This window comes from Psychroserpens sp. BH13MA-6 (assembly GCF_052983595.1).
Map to the genome: position 1 here is coordinate 132,505 of NZ_JBRJGE010000003.1, position 21,667 is coordinate 154,171.

14 protein-coding genes are annotated in these 21,667 nt (G+C 38.1%); 9 read left to right on the forward strand and 5 right to left on the reverse strand.

All coding sequences use genetic code 11. The features are described 5' to 3' along the window. From ACU8DI_RS07640 to ACU8DI_RS07650, 3 genes are read right to left on the reverse strand one after another with little or no spacing between them, the layout of a single operon-like run. Positions 1-1,512, reverse strand: coding sequence for an aminotransferase class V-fold PLP-dependent enzyme (locus ACU8DI_RS07640; protein WP_447112175.1), 1,512 nt, complete (start codon positions 1,510-1,512; stop codon positions 1-3). Positions 1,513-1,534: 22 nt separating this feature from the next. After that, positions 1,535-2,923, reverse strand: coding sequence for a phosphoglucosamine mutase (gene glmM, locus ACU8DI_RS07645; RefSeq protein ID WP_447112176.1), 1,389 nt, complete (start codon positions 2,921-2,923; stop codon positions 1,535-1,537). After that, positions 2,920-3,990 (reverse strand): acyltransferase family protein, encoded by a 1,071-nt coding sequence (locus ACU8DI_RS07650; RefSeq protein WP_447112177.1) that lies wholly within the window; start codon positions 3,988-3,990, stop codon positions 2,920-2,922. The genes glmM and ACU8DI_RS07650 overlap by 4 nt, the downstream gene beginning before the upstream one ends. Before the next feature lie 40 nt (positions 3,991-4,030). Here ACU8DI_RS07650 and ACU8DI_RS07655 point away from each other — a divergent pair, with 40 nt between their 5' ends. From ACU8DI_RS07655 to ACU8DI_RS07680, 6 genes are all read left to right on the forward strand, one after another. Then, on the forward strand, positions 4,031-4,639 hold the full coding sequence (locus ACU8DI_RS07655; RefSeq protein ID WP_447112178.1) for an acyl carrier protein phosphodiesterase: 609 nt from the start codon (positions 4,031-4,033) through the stop codon (positions 4,637-4,639). Continuing rightward, a complete protein-coding gene (ggt, locus tag ACU8DI_RS07660; RefSeq protein WP_447112179.1) occupies positions 4,629-6,344 on the forward strand; it encodes a gamma-glutamyltransferase in 1,716 nt (571 codons plus the stop codon). Before ACU8DI_RS07655 ends, ggt begins: the two co-directional genes overlap by 11 nt. Before the next feature lie 89 nt (positions 6,345-6,433). Beyond that, a complete protein-coding gene (locus ACU8DI_RS07665; protein WP_447112180.1) occupies positions 6,434-9,721 on the forward strand; it encodes a S41 family peptidase in 3,288 nt (1,095 codons plus the stop codon). A gap of 1 nt (position 9,722) precedes the next feature. Continuing rightward, on the forward strand, positions 9,723-10,634 hold the full coding sequence (locus ACU8DI_RS07670; RefSeq protein ID WP_447112181.1) for an ATP-grasp domain-containing protein: 912 nt from the start codon (positions 9,723-9,725) through the stop codon (positions 10,632-10,634). Positions 10,635-10,652: 18 nt separating this feature from the next. Beyond that, the gene (locus tag ACU8DI_RS07675) at positions 10,653-11,381 is read left to right on the forward strand and encodes a hypothetical protein (RefSeq protein ID WP_447112182.1); all 729 of its coding nucleotides are present in this window, start codon (positions 10,653-10,655) and stop codon (positions 11,379-11,381) included. A 123-nt stretch (positions 11,382-11,504) separates the two neighbouring features. Continuing rightward, positions 11,505-15,215, forward strand: coding sequence for a fibronectin type III domain-containing protein (locus tag ACU8DI_RS07680; protein WP_447112183.1), 3,711 nt, complete (start codon positions 11,505-11,507; stop codon positions 15,213-15,215). Positions 15,216-15,300: 85 nt separating this feature from the next. Here the strand turns inward: ACU8DI_RS07680 and ACU8DI_RS07685 are convergent, their stop codons facing one another. Further along, the gene (locus ACU8DI_RS07685; RefSeq protein WP_447112184.1) at positions 15,301-15,828 is read right to left on the reverse strand and encodes a hypothetical protein; all 528 of its coding nucleotides are present in this window, start codon (positions 15,826-15,828) and stop codon (positions 15,301-15,303) included. Between the two features lie 153 nt (positions 15,829-15,981). Further along, positions 15,982-17,451: a peroxidase family protein gene (locus ACU8DI_RS07690; RefSeq protein ID WP_447112185.1), complete on the reverse strand. Its 1,470-nt coding sequence runs from the start codon at positions 17,449-17,451 to the stop codon at positions 15,982-15,984. 248 nt (positions 17,452-17,699) lie between these two features. Between ACU8DI_RS07690 and uvrA the strand changes: the two genes are divergently transcribed. The 3 genes from uvrA (at position 17,700) to ACU8DI_RS07705 (ending at position 21,659) form a co-directional block, all read left to right on the forward strand. Then, entirely contained in the window at positions 17,700-20,531 is a 2,832-nt protein-coding gene (gene uvrA / locus ACU8DI_RS07695) for an excinuclease ABC subunit UvrA (RefSeq protein WP_447112186.1), read from the forward strand. A 123-nt stretch (positions 20,532-20,654) separates the two neighbouring features. Then, positions 20,655-20,822 carry a lmo0937 family membrane protein gene (locus tag ACU8DI_RS07700; RefSeq protein WP_447112187.1) on the forward strand — a complete coding sequence of 56 codons (168 nt, stop codon included), beginning with the start codon at positions 20,655-20,657 and terminating at the stop codon, positions 20,820-20,822. Between the two features lie 147 nt (positions 20,823-20,969). Next, entirely contained in the window at positions 20,970-21,659 is a 690-nt protein-coding gene (locus ACU8DI_RS07705) for an LOG family protein (protein ID WP_447112188.1), read from the forward strand. The last annotated feature ends 8 nt before the right edge of the window (positions 21,660-21,667 follow it).

Below are 21,667 nucleotides of genomic sequence, written 5' to 3' on the forward strand. Positions count from 1 at the left end.
TTAATCTAAATCAAACCATTTTTTGATAAGGTTTTCATCAGAAGCTGGTGAACCATTTAAGGACACATGAATAAACTCATTGGTTTTTCCTTGGTATACATAATCTTCGGCCCATTCCTTGTGATGCTTGGCTAATGTCTTAATACTATCGCATACATAAGCCATTTCCTGATTGGTCGTTGTTGGATGAATTGACATTCGTATCCAACCTGGCTTTCGCACTAGGTCTCCAATTGAAATTTGATTGGTTAATTCATGGCTCATTTGTTGATCAACATGCAACAAATAATGTCCGTAAGTACCAGCACAACTGCAACCACCACGCGTTTGTATTCCAAAGCGATCATTTAACAACTTCACGCCTAGATTATAATGCAAATCATCTATGTAAAATGAAATGACACCCAAACGGTTTTGGTGCTGGCCTGCCAGAATATTAATATTATCTACGGAGCCTAGTTCATTAAAAACTGTTTGAACTAATTCATGTTCTCTTTCGAGAATATTTGGCACACCCATTTTTTCTTTGAGTTTAATTGCCAAGGCCGTTTTGATGGTTTGAAGAAAACCTGGTGTACCACCATCTTCTCGATCTTCAATATTATCAATGTACTTGTGTTCACCCCAAGGATTTGTCCAGCTCACGGTTCCGCCTCCAGGGCAATCAGGAATCATATTCTTGTACAATTTCTTATTGAACACTAATACACCCGAAGTACCAGGACCTCCCAAAAATTTATGCGGAGAAAAGAATATGGCATCTAAACTACGAAGCTCATTTTCAGGATGCATATCAATTTCTACATAAGGCGCTGAACAAGCAAAGTCCACAAAACAGACACCACCATGTTGATGCATTAATTCAGCAATATCGTGATAAGGTGTTTGAAGTCCGGTCACATTAGAACCTCCGATAACAGAGGCAATTTTTAAAGGTCGATCTTTATACGTTTCTAGCAGTTCCTCGAGATGTTTCATGCAAAATAATCCACTCTCATCAGGAGGAATCACTTCAACCTTAGCAATCGTTTCTAACCAAGAGGTCTGATTAGAATGATGTTCCATATGGGTAACAAACACCACAGGTTTAATCTCATCGGGAACATCGGTATATTTTCTTAAGTTTTCTGGCACTTTAAGTCCCAAGATTCTTTGAAATTTATTTACAACGCCAGTCATCCCATTGCCTGAAACGATCAAAACATCATCATCGTTACAATTCACATGACTTTTAATAATGTGTTTCGCTTCGTGATAAGCCTTGGTCATGGCTGTCCCAGACACTGTCGTTTCGGTGTGCGTATTTGCAACAAAAGGTCCGAATATATTACACAGCCGTTCTTCTATAGGCCTGTATAATCGTCCTGAAGCCGTCCAATCGGTATAAATGATTTTTTGTTTACCGAAAGGCGACACAAATTCTTGATCAACACCAATGATGTGGTTCCTAAATTGATTGAAATACAATTCGAGCTCGGAGGGTTTAGACACGGTTGTTTCTGCAGAAATCATAGAAAAACTTTGTTCAAAGATACTAAATTTTTGCGATAGCTTGAATTTCAGAAATGATCGTATCCGCTAGAGAATCGGCTTCATTCTGACTAGGAGCTTCGGTATAAATTCTAATAATTGGTTCCGTATTACTCTTTCTTAGGTGTACCCAAGAATTTTCAAAATCAATTTTGACGCCATCAATAGTTGTTAGTGTCTCATGAGCATATTTATCTTCCATAGCTTTCAACAATCCATCGACATCTAAATCTGGTGTGAGTTGAATCTTCTTTTTACTCATATAATAATTAGGATAAGAGGCTCTTAATTCACTTACCGTCATAGAACCTTCAGCCAATAAGCTTAAAAATAATGCCACACCTACCAAGGCATCTCTACCATAATGAAGTTCTGGATAAATGATACCTCCATTACCTTCTCCTCCAATAACAGCTTTGTTTTGTTTCATGAGATTAACAACATTCACTTCACCAACAGCGCTGGCCTCATAAGACCCACCATGTTTTTCAGTGATATCACGAAGGGCTCGAGTGGAACTCATATTACTCACCGTATTACCCGGTGTTTTGCTCAATACATAATCAGCACAAGCGACTAAGGTATACTCTTCTCCAAACATCTCACCATTTTCATCCATAAATGCCAAACGATCTACATCTGGATCAACGACAATTCCAAAATCAGCACCTTCGTCAATCACGGCTTGGGACAAATCAGTTAAATGTTCCTTAAGCGGTTCTGGATTATGAGGAAAATGTCCATTTGGCTCGCAATATAATTTTACGGCATGCACGCCTAGACGCTCTAGCAACAGAGGAATAGCAATGCCACCCGTGGAGTTAACACCATCAACTACCACTTTGAAGTTTGCTTTTTCAATAGCAGCTTTATTGACTAAATCTAGGTCTAACACCTCATCAATATGCATATCGATATAAGCATCGTTCGTTGTAATTTCTCCTAAACTATCCACATCCGAAAAAGTCAAATCATCTGCATCAGCAAACGATAGAATCTTAGCACCTTCCGCAGCATTTAAAAATTCTCCTTTGGCATCTAGAAGCTTTAAAGCATTCCATTGTTTTGGATTATGACTTGCTGTAAGGATAATACCACCATCAGCGTGTTCCATAGGTACAGCAACTTCAACTGTTGGTGTGGTAGATAAGCCTAAATCTATCACATGGATGCCCATACCAACTAAGGTATTCATCACTAAATTCTGTATCATTTCACCAGAAATACGTGCATCTCTCCCTACCACAACCCGATAATGTTCCTTCTGACGTTGTTGCTTCACCCAAGCACCATAGGCAGCCGCAAATTTTACAGCATCAATTGGTGTTAGATTATCACCCACAGCGCCTCCAATAGTTCCACGAATTCCAGATATTGATTTTATTAATGTCATGCTCTAAATTTTGATTTCAATTTTAAAAAGTAAGTTTCAAAATAGTTATAGCTCAAATGAGCTAAACCAATTGTTAATGCAAATGTCAAAATATAAATTAAAAGTATTGTTATAGTATCATTAAAAATTTCAAGTTGATCGATTTTTAACATGATATAAACCACAGCATTCAAGGCAATCACATGTAATAAATAAATACCGTAGGAGATCTGTCCTAAATAAATTAAAAGTCGGTTCCTTATCGTTTTACCTAGATTATTATATGCCAAAACATGAATGAACAAAGCAAACAAGACCATGGTGATGCCGTTACGGAGTATTGCACTATCACATACAAAAATATCCGTCGTAAAATAGGCTATTGTAGCGATAACAATGATGATTGGAACGCTTCGGAATTTTTTTAATAATTGAAGCTTGCCTTGCTCTTCAAGAATGGCGACTATGCCACCAGAAAATAATAAGAAATAAACAAAATTATAGTGTCTCAACATATGGGCACTGTCGAGGTGAAAAATCACATAATAAACAGCGGTCAAAAGCATTAGTACTTTAAGTATTTTATGTTTACTTGTAATAAACAAGATAGGTGCAATAAGTAAATAAAACTGCTCTTCGATACCGATAGACCAAAGGACTTCTAAAATGCCACCAGGATGGTATAATTTTTCAAATACATTCGGCAAAAAGAAGATGGTAAGAGCCAAACCCTCAGTTAGCTCATAGTTATTTTCAAAAGGGATGTTGAGTAACGGCAACATCAGCCAATAGAATGTAAACCCGAATATCACCACAAAAAAATACAATGGAAAAATTCTTAAAATCCGTCTCATATAGAATTTACGAATAGAAAACACTTCCTTTTGTTTGGCTTTATAAATTAATCGTATAATTAAAAAGCCACTGAGAACAAAAAACATATACACCGCTTCAGTACCACGATTAAAAATCGGAACATCAGGAACATATGGAAGTCCTTGGTTTTTACACAATTGTGGAATATGGAAACATATTACCAATGAAGCCAGCAGAAAACGTAAAGGGTCTAAATTCGGTAATCTATTCAAGATTGAATATTTTGAATTCAAAAATACATATATTTATTGAATGAATTTCTTAGCCCATATTTATCTTTCCAATAACGACCAACAAATCACCATTGGTAATTTTATCGCAGATGGCATACGTGGAAAACGCTATAAGAAATTCCCAATAGGCATTCAAAAGGGAATTCTATTACACCGACAAATTGATACGTATACAGATGCTCATCCTATCGTGAGAAAAAGTACCAAACGATTGCACAAAAACTATGGTCATTATAGTGGTGTGATCGTCGACATTTTATACGATCATTTTTTAGCCAAAAATTGGAGGCATTATTCTGAGGTTCCATTGGCAGCATACGTGGAAAATTTTTACGCATTACTTCAAGATAATTTCGATATTCTTCCAAATAGAATTCAACGGATGCTACCGCATATGATTGCTGATAATTGGTTGTTGAGTTACGCTAAGATTGAAGGTATTCAGAAAGTGTTAGATGGTATGAATCGTCGAACCCAAAATAAGTCTGGTATGCATACAGCCACTGATGAATTAAAAGCATTCTATTCAGAATTTGAATCTGAATTTACACGCTTCTTTTCAGAACTTATCACCTTTTCCGAAAACAAATTACAAGCTATTGATATACAATTCCAAAATGAAATTTAAAAGTCTCATACTACTAGGGCTACTCATTTTTTCATGTCGAGAATCGCCTACCTCAAAACTTGGCGTGATTTCAGATCATGCTATGGTCGTCTCTGCAAGATCAGAAGCTTCCAAAATAGGTAGCGCAATTTTGGAAAAAGGTGGCAATGCCTTTGATGCGATGTTTGCCACAGAAATGGCCTTAGCAGTAACGTATCCATATGCGGGAAACCTTGGTGGTGGTGGATTTATGGTCTATCGACTCCATACTGGTGAAGTAGGTGCGCTTGATTATCGTGAAAAAGCACCTCTTGCAGCGCATAAAAATATGTACTTGGATTCCCTCGGAAATGTCATTCCTGATAAAAGTATCGTTGGCGCCATGGCTGTTGGTGTTCCTGGCACTGTTGCAGGTGTTTTTGCTGCGCATGAAAAATTTGGAAGCTTGCCTGTAGAAGAGTTATTAGCACCTGTGATACAATTAGCGGAAACAGGTTTTGTCGTAACCAAAAAACAACAGGAACGCTTCGTTAAATACGACAGTATTATTACCGCAGTGAATGGTAAAAAAGTTTTGGTAAATAAGGATGTTGGCACTAAAGCCATCTGCAAGAACTTGGCGCTCGCTAAAACATTAAAACGCATTTCTAAATTTGGAAGAGATGAATTCTATACAGGGCAAACTGCCACGGAATTAGTCGAATTCCTTCAGAATAAAGGTGGCATCATAAGCATGGAAGATTTAGCACTCTACCGAGCGCAGTGGCGCGAGCCCATACAGTTTAACTATAAAGATTTAAAAATCACGTCTATGTCACCACCTTCCTCTGGTGGTTTATGTTTAGCACAGATTATGAAAATGGTAGAACCGTTTGATTTGAGTCAATATGAACACAATAGCTTAGAAGCGATTCAAATCATGGTAGAAGCTGAAAAACAAGCGTATGCCGACCGCAGTTATTATTTGGGTGATCCCGATTTTGTCAATATCCCGATTCAAGACTTATTGGACAATACCTATTTGAAAAATCGAATGCAAGATTTTAGCTTTGATTATAAAACACCTTCCGAAGCTATTACCTATGGAACAATTCCAAATTACACCATGGAAATTACCGAAGATAGACATTATCAAGAACCCGAAGAGACCACCCACTACTCTATTGTTGACCAATTCGGTAATGCGGTATCTGTGACAACAACCCTGAATGGTGCCTATGGTTCAAAATTATTCGTTGATGATTTAGGATTTTTTCTCAACAATGAAATGGACGACTTTAGCAGTAAACCTGGCGTACCAAATGTCTATGGTCTCATTGGTGGTAAAGCCAATGCCATTGCTCCTCAAAAACGAATGTTGAGTGCTATGACACCAACAATTGTTGAGAAAGACAACCAATTGTATATGGTTCTGGGAACTCCTGGTGGCTCTACCATAATCACTTCTGTCTTTCAAACAATTATCAATGTGTACGACTTTAATATGAGCATGCAAGAAGCCGTCGATGCACCCAGATTCCATCATCAATGGCTGCCAGAAGAAATTAGAATTGAACCACAAAGATTCCATACAGAATTATTAAATGCGCTTATTTCAAAGGGCTATAATCTTAATACGAAACGAACACCTATTATTGGAAAGGTTGATGCTATTCTTATTCGAGAAGATGGCACATTAGAAGGTGGTGCCGATTATCGAGGTGATGATACAGCCATTGGATTCTAACTTCTTAAGTTGTAATTCTTTTTTGTGTTTTTTCAAAATACTGCTATTTCTATTTTGTATCTTTAGGTACTAAATAATCCAACCATTTTATGAAACGTTACTTTTTAATCCTCATGAGCCTAGTCACATTAGGCGTAAGCTCCCAAACAAAATTATTACGTGAACCTACTTTACATAACAATGACGTGGTCTTTGTGTACGCTAATGACCTTTGGAAAGCGTCAGTTAACGGTGGAACAGCCATAAGACTTACAAGTGATGAAGGCTACGAATCCAGTCCTCATTTTTCACAAGACGGCAATTGGATTGCTTTTACAGCCCAATATGATGGCAATATTGATGTGTTCGTTATACCATCTACTGGAGGCGAACCGAAACGGCTCACGTACAATCCTTCCGCAGATATTGTTCAGGGATGGACACCTGACGGACGTGTCCTATTTCGTTCAAATCGAGAAGGTCGACCTACCCAAACCAATAAATTTTTCACGGTTTCCGTTGAAGGCGGACTGCCAGTTTCGATGGACATCCCTAGAGCGGCTTATGGCGAAATTTCTGCTGATGGCAAACAGGTTGCCTACACTCCAATCACCTCATGGGACCCTGAATGGCGAAATTATCGAGGTGGACAAGCGATGCCTATTTGGATTGTGGATTTAGAAACCAAAGACTTAATCAGAACGCCTCAATTAGATAAAGAACGACATCTCTATCCAGTTTGGTTGAATGGTATTGTTTATTATTTATCTGAACGTGATTACACCAGTAACATCTGGTCTTTCGATCCTAAAACAAAGACTGAAAAACAACATACCTTTCACAAAAAGTTTGACGTAAAATCTTTAGATGCAAGTGATAAGCATATAGTTTATGAGCAAGGTGGTTCTTTGCATATATTAGATCCAAACGATGATTCCACCAGAAAATTGAACATCACAGTGAAAGCTGATTTAAATTTTGCACGTACACGATGGGAAGATGTCACTGGAAGACAACTGTCAAATCCTAACATTTCGCCGAATGGTAAACGTGCGATTTTTGAACATCGTGGAGAAATTTTCACCGTACCAAAAGAAAACGGAACTTGGAGAAATTTGACAAACTCTTCCGGTGTTGCAGATCGTACACCAATATGGTCTCCTAAAGGTGATAAAATTGCTTGGTTCTCTGATAAAAACGGCGAGTATGAGTTGGTTGTTGCCAATCAAGATGGTAAAAATGAAACCTTTATTAAACTTCCTAATCACACGTTTTATTTTCAACCAGATTGGTCTCCAGATGGGACGCATCTTGCTTATACAGATACCGATTTCAACATATGGATTATCAATTTGGAAAGTAAAAAAGCCTATGTTGCCGATACGGAAGGCTATGCTCATCCAAATCGTAGTATGAATCCGGTCTGGTCACCAGATAGCAAATGGATAGCCTACGCAAAACAAAACAACAGCAGCTTTAAATCCATTTATGCCTACAATATCGATTCTAAAAAAATCATTCCGATTACAGATCCTATTGCAGATGCAATCAGTCCTGTTTGGGATGCGTCTGGCAAATATTTATATACCTTAGCAAGTACCAATTATGGTTTAGCGACAGGCTGGCTTGACATGAGTTCTTATGATCCAGAAACAACACGCAGTCTTTATACCATTGTTCTTAACTCAAAAGATAAAGCGCCAAATCACTTAAAGTCAGACGAAGAAAGTTCCGAAGAAAAGGATAAGAAAGAGGAAGACAAAGACAAAGACAAAGACAAGGACAAGGACAAGGACAAGGACAAAGATAAAGAGAATGGAGACAAAAAAGACAGTTTGGTTACCATTGACACGGATGGCCTTTTTGATCGCGCCGTTGCAATGAGCTTACCTGATGGCAATTATGTTGGTCTCGCAAAAGCTCCAAAAGGTCATGTCTTTATTGCTGAAGCCATTGAAAATGGCAATGGGATGAAAATTCATGATTATGATTTGGAAAAAGATAAAGCTGACGATTTCGCTGATGGCATCCAAAATATGATTGTTTCTGACGATAGAAAATCTGTGCTCTTAAATAAAGGCGGACAATGGGCCATTTCCAATACTAAGGGGAAACCAGATTTTTCTAAAGATAAAATAAATACCAATCTCAAGGTAAAAATTAACCCCAAAGAGGAATACCATCAAATTTTTAAGGAAGGCTGGCGCTATATGCGTGACTTCCTTTATGTTAGTAATGTTCATGGTGCACCGTGGGATGACGTCTATGAATGGTATGCACCTTGGATTGATCACGTACGTCATAGAACCGATTTAAATTATGTAGTCGACATCATGAGTGGTGAAGTTGCAGTTGGTCATTCCTATGTATCGGGAGGAGATTTACCCGATGTTGATTTTGTGCCTGTTGGACTATTGGGTGCCGATTTAAAAGCGACCAAAAATTATTATCAAATTGAAAAAATCTACACGGGCGAACGATGGAACCCAGGAACTGATGCGCCTCTAGCACAACCTGGTGCGAACATTAATGAAGGTGATTATATTCTGGCCATAAATGGTATGACTTTGTCCACGAATCAAAACCCTTATCAATTGTTAGAACAGACTGCAGATAGAGAAATACATATCACGGTAAATAACCAGCCTACGATGGAAGGCGCTAAAACGGTATTAATTAGGCCGATTCGCAGTGAGCGAGGACTCCGTTATGTGGACTGGGTTGAAGGAAACCGACGTAAAGTAGATGCATTGTCTAACGGCAAATTAGCTTATGTGTATGTGCCTAACACAGGAGGTGGCGGTTTTACATCGTTCAATCGCTATTATTTCTCCCAACAGGATAAAAAAGGAGCTATCATTGATGAACGTAATAATGGTGGTGGTTCTGCTGCTGATTATATGATTGATATCATGTCACGTAAACTATTTGGTTACTTTAATAGTAAAACGAAAGGCAATAGACCATGGACCACTCCAATGGCAGGAATTTGGGGGCCAAAAGTCATGATCATAAATGAACGTGCAGGCTCTGGAGGCGACCTACTACCTTACATGTTCAAAGAAGCTAATCTCGGTACGCTAGTAGGCACGAGAACTTGGGGAGGACTTGTAGGGACATGGGATACACCACTTTTTATTGATGGTGGTCGCATGGTAGCGCCTCGTGGTGGTTTTTATGATGTTGATGGCAATTGGGCGGTTGAAGGTGAAGGTATTGCTCCAGATATTGAAGTCATTCAACATCCAAAATTAGTACTTGAAGGCAAAGATCCACAGTTGGAACGAGCTGTTGAAGAAGCGCTGAAACAACTTGAAAACAATGAATTTGAATTAATGCCAGAACCTGCGGCTCCTATAAGATCAAGGCGTCCAGATGGCTACAAAAACGACAATTGAATTGAAAACAAATTATGATGTCGTGATCTTAACAGATCATCGTTATCTCAATGATTCTAAAACAGATATCTACAAACACAATGTATACCATGAAGACCGATTGGTCTATCACGCTCTAGAACAATTGGGTTTGAGAACCATTCGGTTAGCTTGGGATGATATGTTTTTTGATTGGTCTACTACAAAAGCTGTACTGTTCCGAACAACATGGGACTATTTTGATCGTTTTCAGGAATTTTCAAACTGGTTAGAAAAAGTAGCTACTCAAACCATCCTTTTTAATTCTGAAGCGCTGATTCGTTGGAACTTAGACAAACACTATCTATTATATCTTCAAAAGAAAAAGATACATATTGCTGAAAGTCATTTCATAGAAAAGGGTGCTAAAGTGACCCTTGTTCAATTACATGATATTTTAGGTTGGAATGACACTGTCTTAAAACCTTGTGTTTCAGGTGCTGCAAGACATACTTACAAATTACATCTTGAAACACTCGAAAGCCATGAACACATTTTTCAGGAATTAATTCGAAATGAAGCCATGATGCTTCAACCGTTTCAACATAATATTGTAAAAAAAGGAGAAGTATCCATGATGGTTTTCAACGGTGTCTTCTCCTATGCTATTCTGAAAAAGGCTAAAAAAGGTGATTTTAGAGTGCAAGACGATTTTGGAGGTTCGGTACATCATTACCTGCCTACAAATGATGAAATTGAATTTTCAGAACTCACGGTTCAAGCTTGTCCTGAACTTCCTATATATGCGAGGGTAGATATCTTCGAGGATAATAATGGACACATTGCACTTTCTGAACTAGAACTCATTGAGCCTGAATTGTGGTTTCGATTTCATAACGATGCAGCGCTCACACTAGCGAATGGTATTAAACAGAAGTTAAATAATATTCAATAATTATAAATTATAACAATAGTGCCAAAACCAAAAAAAATTCTAAAAATAATAGGCGGTATCATCATTTTCTTTACGCTACCTACCCTACTTCTCTTTGCTTTTATGTATGTAAAATACAACGAAGAACTCCCGAAAGGCATACAAGGTGAAGCCGCAGACCAGTTGGCGCAAAAGATGCTAAAATCCTTAAATTACGAGGCTTATCAAGCCACAGACTATATAGAGTTCACATTTAAAAAACGACATCATTTTAAATGGAACAAATCCCAAAATACTTGCGAGGTCTATTGGAAAAATTATAAAGTGAATTTAAATCTGACGACACCTTTAACTAGTGAGGCTTTTGAAAATGAACTTCTCGTAGACCACGAGGATGCTGTTGAACTTATTGAAAAAGCTCAAAATTTATTCAACAATGATACCTTTTGGCTTGTGGGCCCTTTTAAGGTTTTTGATCAAGGTGTTGAACGCCGACTTGTAACAACTGAAAACAATAAAGAGGCCTTACTAGTTACTTACACAACTGGTGGTTCTACGCCAGGAGACTCCTATCTATGGCACTTAGACACTAACGGAAAACCAAAAAGTTTTCAAATGTGGGTAGATATTCTTCCTATTGATGGCCTCGAAGCAACTTGGGAAGACTGGACGACTACCAACACAGGTGTCCAACTACCAACATTTCATAAATTTTTTATGTTCGGACTGGAGCTAGAGCAAATCGAAACGAAATTTATGGAAGATTAACATTTACAAAAATTTAATTCGTTACAAAACATAAGAAATTATCGTCTTAAGATTAAGTTAATCGATTAAATTTTAATATTTTTAAACACCAATTAATTTAATTAATTCTAACACGAAAAAATTATGAAAAAAATTACTTTTTTGCTGTTTTGCTTGATGATCATGACTCAAGTCAGGGCGCAAACCTTAAACGACAACGCCAATTGGCCCAACGCGGCATGGACACTCACTGGGTCTGATGCTGGTGAAACAAACCCAGATATCTTAGAAGGGAATCCAACAACTACCGACGCTAACTTTGCCTTTGATGATGATGATGCAGGAAGCGGTGTCGACAATGACATTGCGGCAGAATCTCCAATTATCGATTTAACTGCTGCTTTTAATGCTGGTGAAACTTGGCTTACTGTATCTGGTGATTATGTGTATAGATATTTAGCCAATGATGCCCTACTATTTGAATATTGGGACGCTGATGGCGCCACATGGTTAGCATGGGGACCAGAGTTTGATGCTGGTACAGCAGGAGCCCCTACCAATGATTATTGTGCAGCGACTCCAGAAAGCTATACGACCGTAATCCTTGATATTTCAGGATTTAGTGCGACACAATTATCAGGGTTCCGCTATAGAATTAGCTATAACGATGACCCAGCTGGTGCTGATTATAATTACGGCTTCTGCTTTCAGTCTCCAACAATTACATCAGAAGCACCTCCAGCTTGTATTGATCCTACGGATTTAACCGCAGTAAATATTACTGATACGACTGCCGAATTGACTTGGACTCCTGGAAATACAGAAACTTTATGGAATATCGAAATTGTTAATATTACCGCAGGTGGCACATTTACTGGAACCCCTACGAATATAGGAGTTTCCAATCCTTATGTGGCTACTGGTTTAATTCCGGATAATGACTATGAGTATTATGTTCAGGCAGACTGTGGCGTTGATGGTACTTCCAATTGGGTGGGACCTTTTGCATTGCGAACAGCTTGTGCTGCAGTTATCGCGCCATATACTGAAACCTTTGAGACATTTACCGTTGCTGGATCGAGTTTTCTTTCTGAAAACTGCTGGACTGCCAATGAAAGTGCTGATAGTTACAACTGGGAAGTTGCAGCAACTACTGATACTTCTTCAGGTGGAACAGGTCCTGGATCTGGTGTAAGTGATGGTAATTATCTATTTACCGAAGCAACTGGACCAGCTGCTGGTGCGGTTACAGAATTATTTTCACCATTAGTAGATTTAACTGCTTTAACCGATCCTTCTGTATCATTTGATTATCACATGTTTGGTGTCAATATGGGAACACTGGAGGTCTTGGTCAATGGTAATCTTGAATTTTCAGTCTCCGGAGAACAACAACTCGAAGACGATCCATTTATAACTCAAATTATTGATTTATCAGCTTATGCTGGATCCACAGTACAAGTGACATTTAGAGCGACTAGAGGACCTGATTTCGAAAGTGATATTGCTATCGACACGGTTGTTTTTGATGAAGCACCTTCTTGCTTTACGCCTACTAATTTAGATGCCGCCAATATTACCGATACAACGGCTGATTTAAGCTGGACTGCTGGAGGTTCTGAAACACTTTGGAATATTGAAATTGTGGATATCACTGCTGGTGGAACACCTACAGGAACACCTACAGATATAGGAGTTACCAATCCTTATACGGTAACGGGATTAACGGAAGTGAACGATTATGAATATTATGTGCAAGCTGATTGTGGCGCTGATGGCGTGTCTGAATGGTTTGGACCTTTTGCATTTACCACTATTGAAAGTTGTCCGACACCAAGCGATTTGACGGCAGCAAATATTACCAATACGGATGCAGACTTGTCATGGACTGAAAATGGCGCAGCAACGTCTTGGAATATTGAAATTGTCGATATTACGGCTGGTGGTTCTGCTACAGGAACTGCTACAGATACAGGTGTTACAAATCCTTACACAGTAAGTGGTTTAGCGGCTAATAACGACTACGAATACTACGTGCAAGCAGATTGTGGTGTTGATGGAGTATCCCAATGGGCTGGTCCATTTGCATTTAGAACAGCTTGTGATGTGTTTGCAGCCCCATATACTGAAACCTTTGAAACATTTACGGTTGCTGGATCGAGTTTCCTTTCTGAAAACTGCTGGTCTGCCAATGAAAGTGCTGATAGTTACAACTGGGAGGTTGCAGCTACTACTGATACTTCTTCAGGTGGAACAGGTCCTGGACCTGGCGTGAGTGATGGTAATTATCTATTCACAGAAGCAACTGGACCAGGTGCTGGTGCCATAACAGAGTTATTTTCGCCATTAGTAGATTTAACTGCTTTAACCGATCCTTCTGTATCATTTGATTATCACATGTTTGGTGGTGATATGGGTACCTTAGACGTCTTAGTCAATGGTAATCTTGAGTTTTCAGTTTCAGGACAACAACAACTTGAAAACGACCCTTTTATTACAGGAATTATTGATTTATCAGCCTACGCTGGATCAGTAGTACAAGTGACATTTAGAGCAACTAGAGGACCAGATTTTGAGAGTGATATCGCTATTGATACGGTTGTATTTGGTGAAGCACCTTCTTGTTTTAATCCTTCGGGTTTAACAGCTGCAAATATCACAGATACCACTGCTGATTTAAGTTGGACAGCTGAAGGCTCAGAAACTTCATGGAATATTGAATTAGTGGACGTAACTGCTGGCGGAACTGCTACAGGAACTGCTACAGATAGTGGCGTCACTAATCCGTATACTTTAAGTGGATTAACCGAGAGCAACGATTATGAATACTATGTTCAAGCTGATTGTGGTGTTGATGGTGTTTCCGAATGGGTTGGACCATTTGCTTTCTCAACAATTGAGACTTGTCCTACTCCTTCTGCATTAACAGCATCAAACATCGCTGAAACTTCGGCAGATCTTAGTTGGACCGAAAACGGTGCATCTACATCTTGGAACTTAGAAATTGTTGATATTACTGCTGGAGGAACCGTCACTGGAACTGCTACAGTAACTGGCGTAAGTAATCCTTACACGGCTTCTGGCTTAGCAGGTGATAATATCTATGAGTATTATGTGCAAGCAGATTGTGGCGTGGATGGTGTTTCTGCATGGGCTGGTCCGTTCTCTTTTAGCACCACCTATGTCCCTGTTCCTGCAGATTGTACCACTGGGATCTTTTTAGATACTGGAGGTAACTCTGGTACTTATTCTGACGATGAATCTTATACAACGACTATATTTCCAGATGCTGCTGGCAACACAGTAACAATCACTTTTACATATGTAGATATTGAAACTGCAACGGGTGCTGGTAGTCAAGATGGTTGTTGGGATTTCCTAACTATTTATGATGGTCCAGACAATACCTTCCCAGTATTGGCTCAGACACTTTGTGGTGAAGAAAGTGGTGATGGTGGTGTACCAAGTGTAGGTACCAGTGAATTAAATATTGGTGATTCTTTTACCTCTACAGATCCATCAGGAGCTTTAACCGTTGAATTTAATTCTGATGGTTCAGTGTCAGAAACAGGTTGGGCGGCATCAGTTACCTGTGCATCATTAAGTGTGGATGATCTTGACAACCCTAATATGTTTACATATTATCCGAACCCTGTAAAAGATGATTTGGTATTACATTCTGAAAATGAAATTTCTAATGTAACTGTTATGAACTTGCTTGGACAAAACGTACTAACTAGTACTCCTAATTCAACAGATTCAACTATCGATATGTCGGGATTACAAGCAGGTGCTTATTTTGTTAGAGTTACTGTAGGTAATGCTAATAAAACGATTAGAGTTATAAAAGACTAATCTAAATAAATGAGCTTTCACAGCTTATTAAAAAAGCCTTTCTAAATATTAGAAAGGCTTTTTTTTATCATGTCGAATAGATAAACTAGGAACTCTTTTGACCTACGAATTGATGCGATTTTAGCTTAAATAACACATTGAAAGTCGTTAAGCTTCCATAGCACCTTGTGATGTACTGTTGCAAATCTATTTTTTCCTGTTCATCTAAATTCTTACTCGAATTGATTTTTTGCTCCATAACTCGTAAACGATCTCTAACCATCGTAATCTTGTGAAAAAATTGATCTATAGGTATGGTTTTTCCTTTTAAATCGGTATCTCCAGGCTCCAAGATCATTTGTCCACCTTTCCATTTCTCGCCAATCGGAACCACCTCACTAACATCGCTCCAGCGTTTTAAAATATGGACCAAACTACTTTCTACTTCAGCAAAACTTACGGTATCTACGTCATCTTCGCAGGCCTCAATGATTTCGAATTCGCTATCAATATCAATGGTTTCTAATCCGCTTTCCATAAAAGTGACCCAATAATGTTTGGAGGTAACATTAGTCACCACGCCTTTTCCATAGTCCTTATGGTTTATTCTAGATCCTATTCCTAATAATTGCATATGCTTCGTCTTTAAATTTCTTACACAAGTATAATTATTTACATTTTGTTATTGAAATTTTATCGATAACTATTCTCGATATCATAACAACAAACCCCTTATACCTTAAGAAAATTGGATTCTAAAAAATTAAGAGTAAACACATAAAAATGGCTATAACTCGATAGCCGTATTTGCCATTTCCAATAAGTCCTTCATAGTAAATTCATTGCCATTTCCGAAGGAAGGTGTCCAATCTCTATTATTACCTAAGAATGAATGCGGATCTAATTCTAAAAGTCCGATAATTACTTCGGCCACAATAATCGCTCCTACTGGTCCCAGACCTTCTCCTGGAGTTGAACCACCTGAATCGTTCAGCTTTCCAATCTCTTCAGCCTCTGCCAAAATATAGAACCATAATGGTGTGCCTGCAGACAAATCAATGTCATGTGTTTGAGCTATGTTATTTATGAGGTTTTTTACATCGTCGATTTCACTCTGTGGACGTTCTAAATATTCAGCGACGCTTTCACCAGAAGGTAACAAAAAGCTCTGCCCTCGTCTTAAATTCCTTGTGGCTAGTGAGCGATCAGCTGGATTAGTAGAATTAATAAATTTTAAATCTAACAAAGCTTTGGCCAATTTCGTGTCTAGTTGTTCTGCTTTTTGATGTGTCCCATCAAAATCAAAAAATGATTTCCATTCAATAATTTGATTGTTGTTTTTTATCGGAGAAAATCCCATACCAATAGCTGGAGAAAATATACTTCCTTCATTACCTGTAGGTTGCAATTTAATATTCTCTGCGATCATCGAGTGACCAAATCTATAAGCCGCCACTGAAAACTCGACTGGAATATAGCCTGTGTCACACGGTTTGTAAAACTGCCTTCCCTTTCCTAAAATATCTGAAACAATTTTTTGACCACACATCGCTGGTAAGAATTCATTAATGACGACCCATTGATAATGCCATGTCACGAGTTCTCTAGATTCTTCATAGATGTCTTTTGAAGATTTACTGATACTATTCGCGGCATAAGCTGACTTCAAATTATCATAGGCAGCATTATAAAATCGAATCATTGCCAATTGTAATTGTGACAACACTCTGTTTTCGTCATTACGAGGATCACCAATAATCGCAGTCCCTGTTCCTGTTCTGGGTAAATCATGTTTCTCAAGTGCTACTCCTTGACCTTGATTGTTGTTGGTCTTTCCTGTAAGAAGGTATAGCCCTCTAGTATTTGGATTGTCATATAAAAAAGGTTCGTCTTCTGGTCCTCCACCAAATACACAGTCTAAATCCAAATTAGCACTCCTCGTGTTTTCTATCTCAGTTGGACTGTTGATACTGAAAAAATTACTCGTAGTATCAAAAGTAATGTCATGGTCAATAAACTGTCCAAAAAAGATCATTCCCAATGGAATATCGTTGGTAAAATTAGCTGGATCACTAGATAACATAGGACCATCTGCGCTACCTAAGGCTTCGAGACTTTTCGGTTTTAAATATAAAGGTGATAACGACCGAAACATACGACCAAAACGTCCAATTTGTTCTTTGTCATAAGAACTCATTGAACACAATTCATTTTTTCCGACAAAACTATGTCTGCCGTGATGTCTTTGATTATTCATAATAAATGTGATTTTGTTAATTCTTTAAAAGTATACTAATTGGAAGCATGATACCATACGTAGTTCTACGTATATTTAATTGATAATTAGATATTTACACATAAAAAAATGAGTGTTTTGTGAGAATATTCTACAAATCACCTAGGTGTTACTTTTAACAAAACCACAAGAACAGTTAACTTATTTTTTAAACTCAAAATCAGTACCTTTGCAACTTTGCAAACCAAAAGAGTTATTCCAAAATATTTATGAGTCATTTTAACGACGCCATCGAGGTTAAAGGAGCCAGAGTCCATAACCTGAAAAACATTGATGTTTCCATTCCAAGAGAACAATTAGTAGTGATTACTGGACTTTCAGGTAGCGGAAAATCATCATTGGCGTTTGATACCATCTATGCGGAAGGCCAGCGTCGTTATATTGAGACCTTTTCAGCGTATGCAAGACAATTTTTAGGCGGTTTAGAACGTCCTGATGTAGATAAAATCGATGGACTCTCACCTGTGATTGCGATAGAACAAAAAACAACTAGCAAATCGCCTCGTTCTACGGTTGGGACTATCACCGAGATTTACGATTTCTTAAGACTATTATTCGCGCGCGCTAGTGATGCTTACAGTTATAATACGGGTGAGAAAATGGTAAGCTACAGTGATGAGCAAATCAAGGAATTGATCAAGGAATCGTACAAAGGAAAAAAAATAAATATTCTTTCGCCTGTAATTCGCTCTCGAAAAGGACATTACAGAGAATTATTTGAACAGATTGGGAAACAGGGCTTTGTCAAAGTTAGAACGGATGGCGAAGTTCGTGATCTTGTAAAAGGCATGAAGTTAGATCGTTACAAAACCCACGATATAGAGATTGTCATTGACCGATTAAAAATTGACGATACGGACGATAACGATAAACGTCTTTCTGAAACTATCAACACGGCCATGTATCATGGTGAGGATGTCTTGATGGTTTTAGATCACGACACGAACGACACTCGTTATTTTAGTCGTAACCTCATGTGTCCGTCTTCAGGGATTTCATATCCCAATCCCGAACCCAATAATTTTTCGTTTAACTCACCTAAAGGCGCATGTCCAACGTGTAATGGTATTGGAACTTTATATCAGGTCAATGAACAAAAGATTGTACCTGATGATTCGATATCTATTAAGGCAGGTGCCTTAGCGCCACATGGACCTCAAAAAAACAGCTGGATTTTCAAACAGTTTGAAACCATCGCTCAGCGTTTTGAATTTAGTCTGAGTGATCCCTTCAAAAGTATTCCTGAGGAAGCCAGAAAGATGATCATGTATGGTGGTAATGAGAAGTTTTCCGTAGAAAGTAAAACTTTAGGCGTGACTCGCGACTATAAAATTGATTTTGAAGGTGTTGCTAGCTTTATTGAAAGTCAGTATAAAAATGCTGAAACAACCTCTCTAAAGCGTTGGGCGAAAGATTATATGGACAAGGTGCAGTGTCCAACTTGTGAAGGATCTCGCCTAAGAAAAGAGTCACTGTACTTTAAAGTCAATGAGCTCAACATCGCCGATTTGGCCAATAAAGATATTGTAGACTTATCGCAATGGTTTCTCGATTTAAGCAAGCATTTGAGTGATAAGCAACTTAAGATAGCTGAGGAGATTATTAAAGAAATAAAATCGCGTCTTCAATTCTTATTAGATGTTGGGTTAGATTATCTCTCCTTGAATAGAAGCTCAAAATCGCTTTCAGGTGGTGAAGCACAACGTATCCGACTGGCAACCCAAATTGGATCGCAATTGGTTGGTGTGCTTTACATATTAGACGAACCAAGCATTGGCTTACATCAAAGAGATAACGAAAAACTCATAAATTCTTTAGTATCTCTGAGAGATATCGGTAATTCAGTGATTGTTGTAGAGCATGATAAAGATATGATTGAACGTGCCGATTATGTGATTGACATAGGTCCGAAAGCCGGAAAGTATGGTGGTGAAATTATAAGTATTGGAAGTCCAAAAGAATTATTGACACACGATACCTTAACGGCAGACTACCTCAACGGTAAACGGGAAATACCTGTTCCAAAAGAACGTAGAACAGGCAATGGCAAAACGATTGAGTTAAAGGGCTGCACTGGTAATAATCTTAAAAATGTATCGGTAACACTGCCGTTAGGTCAAATGATTGGTATCACAGGAGTTTCAGGGAGTGGTAAATCTACCTTGATAAATGAGACGCTATATCCTATTATGAATGCCCATTATTTCAATGGTGTAAAAAAACCAATGCCCTATAAAAGCATCAAAGGACTTGAGCATTGCGATAAAGTTATTGATATCAATCAGTCACCCATAGGGAGAACTCCTCGAAGTAATCCAGCGACTTATACAGGTGTCTTCAGTGAAATCCGAAGCTTATTTGCTAAAATCCCAGAAGCGATGATTCGCGGATACAAACCAGGGCGTTTCAGCTTTAATGTAAAAGGCGGACGTTGTGAAACCTGTCAAGGCGGTGGTTTACGAGTCATAGAAATGAACTTTCTCCCTGATGTTTATGTTGAATGTGAAACTTGCCAAGGGAAGCGATTTAATCGAGAAACCTTAGAAATTAGATACAAAGGGAAGTCGATAAGCGATGTTTTAAACATGACCATAAATGAAGGCGTCGATTTCTTTGAGCACATTCCAAAAATCCATAAAAAACTAAAAACCATCAAAGATGTTGGACTTGGATACATCACTTTAGGACAACAAAGTACAACCTTATCTGGTGGTGAAGCACAGCGTATAAAATTAGCTACTGAGTTAAGCAAACGCGATACTGGAAACACCTTCTACATCTTGGATGAACCTACCACAGGTTTGCATTTTGAAGACATCAGAGTTTTGATGCTCGTACTGAACAAACTGGTAGACAAAGGGAATACAGTATTGATTATAGAACATAACTTGGATGTGATAAAAATGTGTGACTACATAATTGATATTGGTTATGAAGGCGGTCAAGGTGGCGGTAAAATAGTAGCCAAAGGTACGCCTGAAGAGATTGTGAAGGATAAGAAAAGTTACACCGCAAAATTCTTAAAAAAAGAGCTGTATTAAGCATTTTCTGGAAATAGCAGGAATATGTCCTCTATTGATTATATTGTTTGCCGTATCGCTTCAAAATGTAATTTCAATCATTATTTTCATTAAATTAGTACTATAACATAAAAACTAACTATTATGAAAAGTATTCTTTGGCTGGTAGCCGTGGTTTGTATAATCGCGTGGCTGTTAGGATTTCTAGGGGTGATTCCTGGATTAGGAACAAGTAATTTAATTCATATTTTACTGGTAATTGCAGTAATTGTGATATTGTACAATATTATAACGGGAAGAAAACCATTGTAATAACAAGTAATACATATAGATAAGGCAGCTGATTCAGCTGCCTTTTTTGTTTATAACTCGTACAACTAATTCACTAATTAGTAACGGTTTTTATATTGAATTCCTTTAAATTTGTGACTTTGACAAGTTGTAAATAATTATCGATATATGAGAAAAGAACAAAACCATAAGGGTTGGAATGAGATTAAAACCAATGATTCTTGGGCCATTTTTAAAATCATGGGTGAATTTGTTAATGGCTATGAAAAACTAAGTAAAATAGGTCCGTGCGTCTCTATTTTTGGATCGGCAAGAACAAAACCAGACCATAAATATTATAAATTGGCAGAGGAAGTAGCCACTAAAATTGTCGATCATGGTTACGGCGTCATTACAGGTGGAGGTCCTGGGATTATGGAAGCAGGAAATAAGGGTGCACATATTGCTGGTGGAACATCGGTAGGCCTCAATATTGATTTGCCTTTTGAACAACATGACAATCCTTACATCGATAACGACAAGAGCTTAGACTTCGATTATTTCTTCGTTCGAAAAGTCATGTTTGTTAAATATTCTCAAGGATTTGTGGTCATGCCAGGCGGATTTGGAACACTCGATGAGCTCTTTGAAGCGATAACCCTTATTCAAACAAATAAAATTGAAAAATTCCCTATCATTCTTGTAGGCTCTGATTTTTGGGAAGGTCTCATCGATTGGGTGAAAACCACCCTTTTAACAGCCAACAATAACATTAGCGAAAAAGATCTCGATTTGATACATGTGGTCGACACAGCTGACGAAGTGATTTCAATTTTAGATAAGTTCTATAAAGAATATGGCTTAAGTCCGAATTTCTAAACTAATTT

Excerpts from the sequence above, each read along its gene's own strand:
- ACU8DI_RS07665 (WP_447112180.1), top strand. The coding sequence starts at position 6,434 with ATGAAACGTTACTTTTTAATCCTCATGAGCCTAGTCACATTAGGCGTA.
- ACU8DI_RS07680 (WP_447112183.1), top strand. The coding sequence starts at position 11,505 with ATGAAAAAAATTACTTTTTTGCTGTTTTGCTTGATGATCATGACTCAA.
- ACU8DI_RS07655 (WP_447112178.1), top strand. The coding sequence starts at position 4,031 with ATGAATTTCTTAGCCCATATTTATCTTTCCAATAACGACCAACAAATC.
- glmM (WP_447112176.1), bottom strand. The coding sequence starts at position 2,923 with ATGACATTAATAAAATCAATATCTGGAATTCGTGGAACTATTGGAGGC.
- ACU8DI_RS07640 (WP_447112175.1), bottom strand. The coding sequence starts at position 1,512 with ATGATTTCTGCAGAAACAACCGTGTCTAAACCCTCCGAGCTCGAATTG.
- ACU8DI_RS07685 (WP_447112184.1), bottom strand. The coding sequence starts at position 15,828 with ATGCAATTATTAGGAATAGGATCTAGAATAAACCATAAGGACTATGGA.
- uvrA (WP_447112186.1), top strand. The coding sequence starts at position 17,700 with ATGAGTCATTTTAACGACGCCATCGAGGTTAAAGGAGCCAGAGTCCAT.
- ACU8DI_RS07690 (WP_447112185.1), bottom strand. The coding sequence starts at position 17,451 with ATGAATAATCAAAGACATCACGGCAGACATAGTTTTGTCGGAAAAAAT.
- ACU8DI_RS07700 (WP_447112187.1), top strand. The coding sequence starts at position 20,655 with ATGAAAAGTATTCTTTGGCTGGTAGCCGTGGTTTGTATAATCGCGTGG.
- ACU8DI_RS07705 (WP_447112188.1), top strand. The coding sequence starts at position 20,970 with ATGAGAAAAGAACAAAACCATAAGGGTTGGAATGAGATTAAAACCAAT.
- ggt (WP_447112179.1), top strand. The coding sequence starts at position 4,629 with ATGAAATTTAAAAGTCTCATACTACTAGGGCTACTCATTTTTTCATGT.